This window comes from Microbaculum marinisediminis, assembly GCF_025397915.1.
GTDB classification, from domain to species: domain Bacteria; phylum Pseudomonadota; class Alphaproteobacteria; order Rhizobiales; family Tepidamorphaceae; genus Microbaculum; species Microbaculum marinisediminis.
The window spans coordinates 1-6,045 of sequence record NZ_JALIDZ010000019.1 but is presented as its reverse complement, the minus strand read 5'-3'; the positions used below and the strand labels follow the sequence as shown (position 1 = coordinate 6,045).

At 68.9% G+C, this 6,045-nt stretch carries 7 protein-coding genes; 5 read left to right on the top strand and 2 right to left on the bottom strand.

What is annotated here, in order from left to right; all coding sequences use genetic code 11:
- The first annotated feature begins 335 nt into the window (after positions 1-335).
- Positions 336-764, top strand: coding sequence for a phosphoribosyl-AMP cyclohydrolase (hisI, locus tag MUB46_RS24030; protein ID WP_261618518.1), 429 nt, complete (start codon positions 336-338; stop codon positions 762-764).
- Positions 765-977: 213 nt separating this feature from the next.
- Complete coding sequence (locus MUB46_RS24025; RefSeq protein WP_261618517.1) at positions 978-1,946, top strand: patatin-like phospholipase family protein; 969 nt, start codon at positions 978-980, stop codon at positions 1,944-1,946.
- Between the two features lie 45 nt (positions 1,947-1,991).
- Here the strand turns inward: MUB46_RS24025 and MUB46_RS24020 are convergent, their stop codons facing one another.
- Positions 1,992-2,420, bottom strand: coding sequence for a CBS domain-containing protein (locus tag MUB46_RS24020; RefSeq protein ID WP_261618516.1), 429 nt, complete (start codon positions 2,418-2,420; stop codon positions 1,992-1,994).
- Positions 2,421-2,491: 71 nt separating this feature from the next.
- On the opposite strand from MUB46_RS24020, the gene MUB46_RS24015 reads away from it, so the two are divergent.
- Complete coding sequence (locus MUB46_RS24015) at positions 2,492-3,868, top strand: DUF2157 domain-containing protein (protein WP_261618515.1); 1,377 nt, start codon at positions 2,492-2,494, stop codon at positions 3,866-3,868.
- Positions 3,865-4,476: a GDYXXLXY domain-containing protein gene (locus tag MUB46_RS24010; RefSeq protein ID WP_261618514.1), complete on the top strand. Its 612-nt coding sequence runs from the start codon at positions 3,865-3,867 to the stop codon at positions 4,474-4,476. The genes MUB46_RS24015 and MUB46_RS24010 overlap by 4 nt, the downstream gene beginning before the upstream one ends.
- Here the strand turns inward: MUB46_RS24010 and MUB46_RS24005 are convergent.
- Positions 4,473-5,231, bottom strand: coding sequence for a rhomboid family intramembrane serine protease (locus MUB46_RS24005; RefSeq protein ID WP_261618513.1), 759 nt, complete (start codon positions 5,229-5,231; stop codon positions 4,473-4,475). The two genes, MUB46_RS24010 and MUB46_RS24005, sit on opposite strands and share 4 nt — an antisense overlap.
- 135 nt (positions 5,232-5,366) lie before the next feature.
- Between MUB46_RS24005 and MUB46_RS24000 the strand changes: the two genes are divergently transcribed.
- Complete coding sequence (locus MUB46_RS24000) at positions 5,367-6,011, top strand: PAS domain-containing protein (protein ID WP_261618512.1); 645 nt, start codon at positions 5,367-5,369, stop codon at positions 6,009-6,011.
- Positions 6,012-6,045: the final 34 nt, after the last annotated feature.

Below are 6,045 nucleotides of genomic sequence, written 5' to 3'. Positions count from 1 at the left end.
CCCGGATCACGTCCGGGACACGCGTCTGGTCGGGTGGCAGCAGTGGTGATCCAAATAGAAGCCGCGTGCTCCGGGCTTGACCCGGAGCCCAGGGGCCAGCGCCGTATCGCCGTAACCTCTCCCGTCCCGCGTCATGCCCGGGCGCGACCCGGGCATCTCGTGCCACACGCCCGTCATTGCCGGGTCAAGCCCGGCAATGACGTAAAGGAGGATGGGCGCTCCGGCTGTTCGTGTATCGGCAAGGACGCCCAACGCACTCCCCGCCGTCGTTTGTCGCCCGCCGCCGCTCGGCTCCCGATTGACATTCGCCGCGCCGGACGCTTTGTGTCGGCGCCATGGATACGCTCTTCCCTGCCCCCGGCGACAAGGCCGCACTCGAAGACGGCGACCGGCTGACGCCCCGGTTCGGCCCCGACGGCCTCGTCACCTGCGTCGCGACCGACGCGGCGACCGGCGAGGTGCTGATGCTCGCCCACATGAACGCCGAGGCGCTGGCGAAATCCATCGAGACCGGCATCGCCCACTACTGGAGCCGCTCGCGCCAGGAGCTGTGGCGCAAGGGCGATACCAGCGGACAGGTACAGACCATCGTCGAGATGCGGGTCGATTGCGATCAGGACGCCGTCTGGATCCGGGTGACGGTCGGCGGCGACGGCAACAGCTGCCACACCGGCCGGCGCTCCTGCTTCTATCGCGGCGTGCCGCTGGGCGTGGATCCCGCCAAGGGCGTGGTGCTGCGCGTCGATCCGGCCGACGACGCCTAGAAATCCCGCGGTTCGCCAAAGCAGGTTCGCCCCCGAATCGGCGCATTTCGCTGCGTTCATGCCGCCGACGGGGCCGGCAACGCCATCCCTTCTGGCGTCAGTCTTGCTTGACAGACCTGGAACCGAGTGCCGGTTGAAGTCAGAGTCCTTCTGGGGGACATCGTGTTCCAGGCTGTAACACGTCGGGTCAGGGTAGCACGTCGGGTGAAAACGGTGTCGACGGTCGACAAGCCGACGGAAGACGGACCGCGTCCGGCAAGGCCCGGCCGCCCGACGATCGGCATCGCCCTGGGCGGCGGCGCGGCGCGCGGCTGGTCGCATATCGGCGTGCTGCGCACCCTGGAGGCGGCCGGCTACGCCCCCGACATCATCGCCGGAACCTCGATCGGCGCCGTCGTCGGCGGCTGCTATGCCGCCGGCAAGCTCGACGGCCTCGAGGACTTCGCCCTCAGCCTCAACCGCCGGCGCATGTTCGGGCTGATGGACTTCAATCTCGGCGGCTCCGGCCTGATCACCGGCACCCGCCTCAGCGATCTGCTCGAAAGGCAGTTCGGCGACACCCGCACGGAGTCGCTGTCGCGGAAGTTCTGCGCCATCGCCACCGAGCTCAACACCGGCCACGAGATCTGGCTGTCGCAGGGCAGCCTGGTCGATGCGATGCGCGCCTCCTACGCGCTGCCGGGCGTGTTCCGGCCGGTGAAGCTCGCCAACCGCTGGCTGATCGACGGCGCGCTGGTCAATCCGGTCCCGGTCTCCGTCTGCCGCGCCATGGGCGCGCGGCTGGTGATCGCGGTCAACCTGCACGCCGACGTCTTCGGGCGCGGAACCATCCAGCCCTACTGGGACGAGGCCCGCGACGACAACGGTGCCGAGCCGATGGCGCCGCCGCCCCGGTCGGCCGGGCGCATGGTGCGCCGCCAGATGTTCGGCCACCGCGACGGCGCGCCGGGCATTTCCTCGGTCATGATCGATGCCTTCAACATCACCCAGGACCGCATCGCCCGCGCCCGCCTGGGCGGCGATCCGCCCGACGTCACCGTCGCCCCGCGCATGCGCAAGATCGGCCTGTTCGAGTTCCACCGCGCCCGCGAGGCGATCGCGGGCGGTATCGAGGCGGCCGAACGCGCATTGGAAGAGATCGCCGAAGCGGTCGATACGCTCGGGCGGGCCGAAAGGGCCTGATCACCCGTGGCCCACAGGGTGCGCCACGGGGTACGCCACGGGGCCTCAGGCGGTGATGTACTCGCGCATCGCCATCGCCTCGGCTTCGGCTTCGGCGATACGGTGCTTCACCACGTCGCCGATCGAGATGACGCCGGCCAGCCGGCCGTCCTCGATAACGGGCAGGTGGCGAAACTTGCCCTCGGTCATCTTGCGCATCACGTTCGCGACCAGGTCTTCGGGTTCGCAGGTGACGACCGCCTTGGTCATGTAGTCGCGCACCGGGCGCTCGAGCGCTGCCGATCCCTGGCGCGCGACGGCGCGCACGAAATCGCGCTCGGAAAAGATTCCGTCTACCCGGCTGCCGTCATGGCTGATGACGACGGCCCCGATCCCCTTCGTCTCCAGAAGATCGCAAACGTCCGACACGCGGCTGTCTGGGCCGGTCGTGACGACGTCGCGCCCCTTGCGGGTGAGTATTACGGCTACGGTCATACACAGTATCTCCCTGGATACGTCTCTCCATGGGTGGCTAGACCGGGTATGATGCGCCCGAGTCGGGCAAGGTGCAATCGTTCGCCCGAAAATCGCGCAATTCGCTCGGCGGCAATACGGTGATGCTGGACGCTCTGTACAAACGACGCTTGGAGGCCGATCTCCGCACCTGGCGCGAGCGCGGCTGGGTCACCCAGGAGTCCGCGCAGGCGATCCTCGACACCGTCAAGGTGGACGGCGGCCCGCGCACGGCCATCGTCATCGGCTTTCTCGGCGCGATCCTGATCGCCTTCGCCGCGATCGCCTTCGTCGCCGCCAACTGGTCAGAGATCGCCCGCCCGCTGCGCCTCGCCATCCTCGTCGGCGGCATGGCGGTCTGCTACGGATCGGCCGTCCTGTTCGACCGCGCCCGCCATCCCTGGTTCTCGGATGCGGCGATTTTCGCCGGCGCCGCCCTGTTCGGCGCCGCGATCATGCTGGTCGCCCAGAGCTATCATATCTCCGGCGACTATCCCGACGCCCTGCTGATGTGGGGGGCCGGCGCCTTCTTCGCCGCCGTTCTCGGTCCCTCGCGCGCCGCCCTGGCGCTCGCCCTCGTCGTGCTCGGCCTGTGGAGCTGGTACGAGATGATCGAGTTCGGCTGGATCGTCCACTGGCCGTTCCTGATCCCGCTGGCGCTGATGGCCGTCGTCGTCGGCGCCTGGGCCTGGCGGCCGGGCATGCATCTCGTCGTGCTGGCGCTGTCGGGCTGGATCGTCGTGGTGGTGTTCCAGCTTGCCGACACCACGGACCTGACCTTCGCCACCGCGGTCGGCCTGTGCACCGCGGCCGCGCTGGCGATGTTCGGGACGGGCCGTATCGTCACCGCCCGCGCCGACTGGGCGAAGACCGGCCAGTTCGGCGCCGTTCTGTCGACCTACGGGCTGTTCGGGTTCCTGGCGCTGCTGATTCTGCTGCAATTCGCCCTGCGCGACGGTCCCACGCCCGATATCGGCGACGAGCGCATGGCGCTGATCGCCGCCGTCGTCGTCGCCGCGATCGGGTCGCTGCTTCTTGCCGCGGCCGCCTCCGGCCTTCGCGGGATTGCGCTCGACGCTGCGGTGCCGATCCTCGCCGCCGTCGGGGCGGCCGGCCTGACGCTCGCGGCGGCGAACAGCACGGATTTCGCCAATTCGCTCACGCTTCAGGTGCTGCTCGGCATCCTGGTGATCGCCGCCAGCGTCTGGGCGGCCGCCTACGGCACGCGGCGCCACAGCCGTTCGGCGGCGACGTTCGGCCTGCTCGCCTTCGCCGGCGAGGTGCTCTACCTCTATTTCGTCACCTTCGGCACGCTGCTCGACACCGCGCTGTTCTTCCTCGTCGGCGGCCTCCTCCTGATCGGCCTCGCCGCCATCCTCGTGCGCCTGCAGCGCCGCCTGAGCCCGCCAACACAGGGAGAACCGGCATGACGGCCCCGCCCCGCAGATGGAAGGGCGTGGCGCTGCGCCTGGTTATCGTGCTGGCGCTTCAGGCCGCCGCGCTCGGCTGGATGGTGATGAGCCGCGCCGAGTTGCTGCGCACCGGCGCCGAGGTGACGCTCAACGTGGTGCCCGTCGATCCGCGCGACCTGTTCCGCGGCGATTTCGTGCGGCTGCAATACGACATCACGACGCTGCGGCCCGGCGTGATCGGCGGCGATTCCGGCTTCAGCGCCAGGGATCCGATCTGGGTCGTGCTGGACACCAGCCTCGCCGGCCCGGCGCGCCCGGCGGGCGTGTTCAAGCACCAGCCGCCGGCCCTGCCCGAGCGCACGGTGATACGCGGCCGCGTCGTCTCGGCCTACGAGGGGCCCCCGCCCGTCGACGATCCGGAGGGCTGCCCCGCGCCCTGCCGCACGCTGCGCGTCGACTACGGCATCGAACAGTATTTCGTGCCGGAAGGCGAAGGCCGCAATCTCGAGAACGTGCGCAACGATGGCCGCGTCACCGTGGTCGTCGCCGTCGATTCCGACGGTCGCGCGGCGATCAAGAAACTGCTCGTCGACGGGATCGAGCGCTACCAGGAACCGTTGTTCTAGTGCCCGCGCTCGCCGCCGTCGGCGCCGGTCCCCTGTGGCTGCTTCGGCGGCCGCGCCGGATCGAAGATCCCGAACAACAGCAGGCCGACCAGGAATCCCCCGATATGCGCCTGCCAGGCGATCGGCGCGTCCTGGCCGGGGATCATCGGCGTCGCCCCGAACGCGAGATTGACGGCGAACCAGATCACCACGAAGGCGAGCACGCGAATGTCGCGGAACGCCTCGACCAGTGGCACGGCGGGCTGCTTCCAGCGCTCATCGTTGTCGTCGGGAATGCCGAACAGCACGTGGCGCTGGAAGGCGAACCGCACCGCCGCGCCCATCTGTCCCGAGATCGCCGCCGAGGCGCCGATCATCGGAACCGCCTCGCCCCAGTGGGTGGCCAGGTGCAGCGCCGCGCCGGCGACGGCGGCGACGCCCGAAAGCACGAGGAAGCGGACCGTCCCGAAGCGGCGCAGCACGGGCGTCCCGAACGCCACCATCCAGGCGACGTTGATGCCCAGATGCATCCAGCTCCCGTGCAGGAACGCATAGCTGACGAACGTCCAGGCATCGGCCGCGAGCCCGCCGGGCAGTTGCCCGTAATACGCGAAAGCGGGGTCGTAGCGCGCCGGCAGGAACCCGAAGGTGAGCACGGTCCACAGCCATGTCTGCGGACTCACGACAAAGGTCACGCTGTGGATTGCGGTGAGAACGACGCCGATCACGACGATGGTCGCGGGCAGGTTGAAGATCGGCTCGCGTCGATTTTGCACCGCGTTTCAAACCCTTGCGTCAGTTATTTCTGCGGGCAGGTCCGATTGGCACGCAACCTGCGATTCACCCTTTCGCTAAGCACCTGATTGGCAAGGCGGTGTCAACCGGGGACAGATCGGATCGGAGGGAGACGTATGTGGAAGTCACCTGAGTTCCGTGGTGGTCGCCATGGGACAAGTATCAGACACGCTGCCAATCGCACCTTGTATCGCTATTGGGACGAGTTGCGGGGCGAGCGGCCGGCGCCGATGCGCCACGAAATCGAGCCCACGCAGATCGGCGCCATGCTGTCGGACACCTTCATCCTGGAGGTGTCGCCCGACAAGGAGTACGCCTACCGGCTCGCCGGCACCCGCGTCTGCGGCTATTTCGGCCAGGAGCTCAAGGGCAGGAACTGGCTCGACGGCTGGTCGGACCAGGCGCGCGAGGCGCTGTCGACGCTCCTGCACACGGTCGTCACGAAAGGCACCGGTGCCCTCGTGGGCTTTACCGGCCAGACCGAACGCGGTCACACCTGTCCGTTCGAAACGCTGGTGCTGCCGCTCGTCAATCGCGGCGCCACCTTCACCCGCATGATCGGCGCCACCATGCCGCTGGACCAGCCCTACTGGCTCGGCGCCTATCCGGTCGTGAGCCTGGACCTCACCGCGCTGGACATCCTGTGGCCGAACAATTCCGGCCACTTCCGCCCGCCGCCCCGCAAGCCGGGCGCCACCGGCGATTTCCCGCTGCTGCGCAAGGGCCATCTCGCGCTCTACGAGGGCGGGCGCACGGACTGAGTCCGTCTCGTCGCCGGCACGCGCGATCGTCGCG

Bases quoted from the DNA above. Each gene is read 5' to 3' on its own strand.
- hisI (WP_261618518.1), top strand. From the start codon at position 336: ATGGATACGCTCTTCCCTGCCCCCGGCGACAAGGCCGCACTCGAAGAC.
- MUB46_RS24020 (WP_261618516.1), bottom strand. From the start codon at position 2,420: ATGACCGTAGCCGTAATACTCACCCGCAAGGGGCGCGACGTCGTCACG.
- MUB46_RS24010 (WP_261618514.1), top strand. From the start codon at position 3,865: ATGACGGCCCCGCCCCGCAGATGGAAGGGCGTGGCGCTGCGCCTGGTT.
- MUB46_RS24000 (WP_261618512.1), top strand. From the start codon at position 5,367: ATGTGGAAGTCACCTGAGTTCCGTGGTGGTCGCCATGGGACAAGTATC.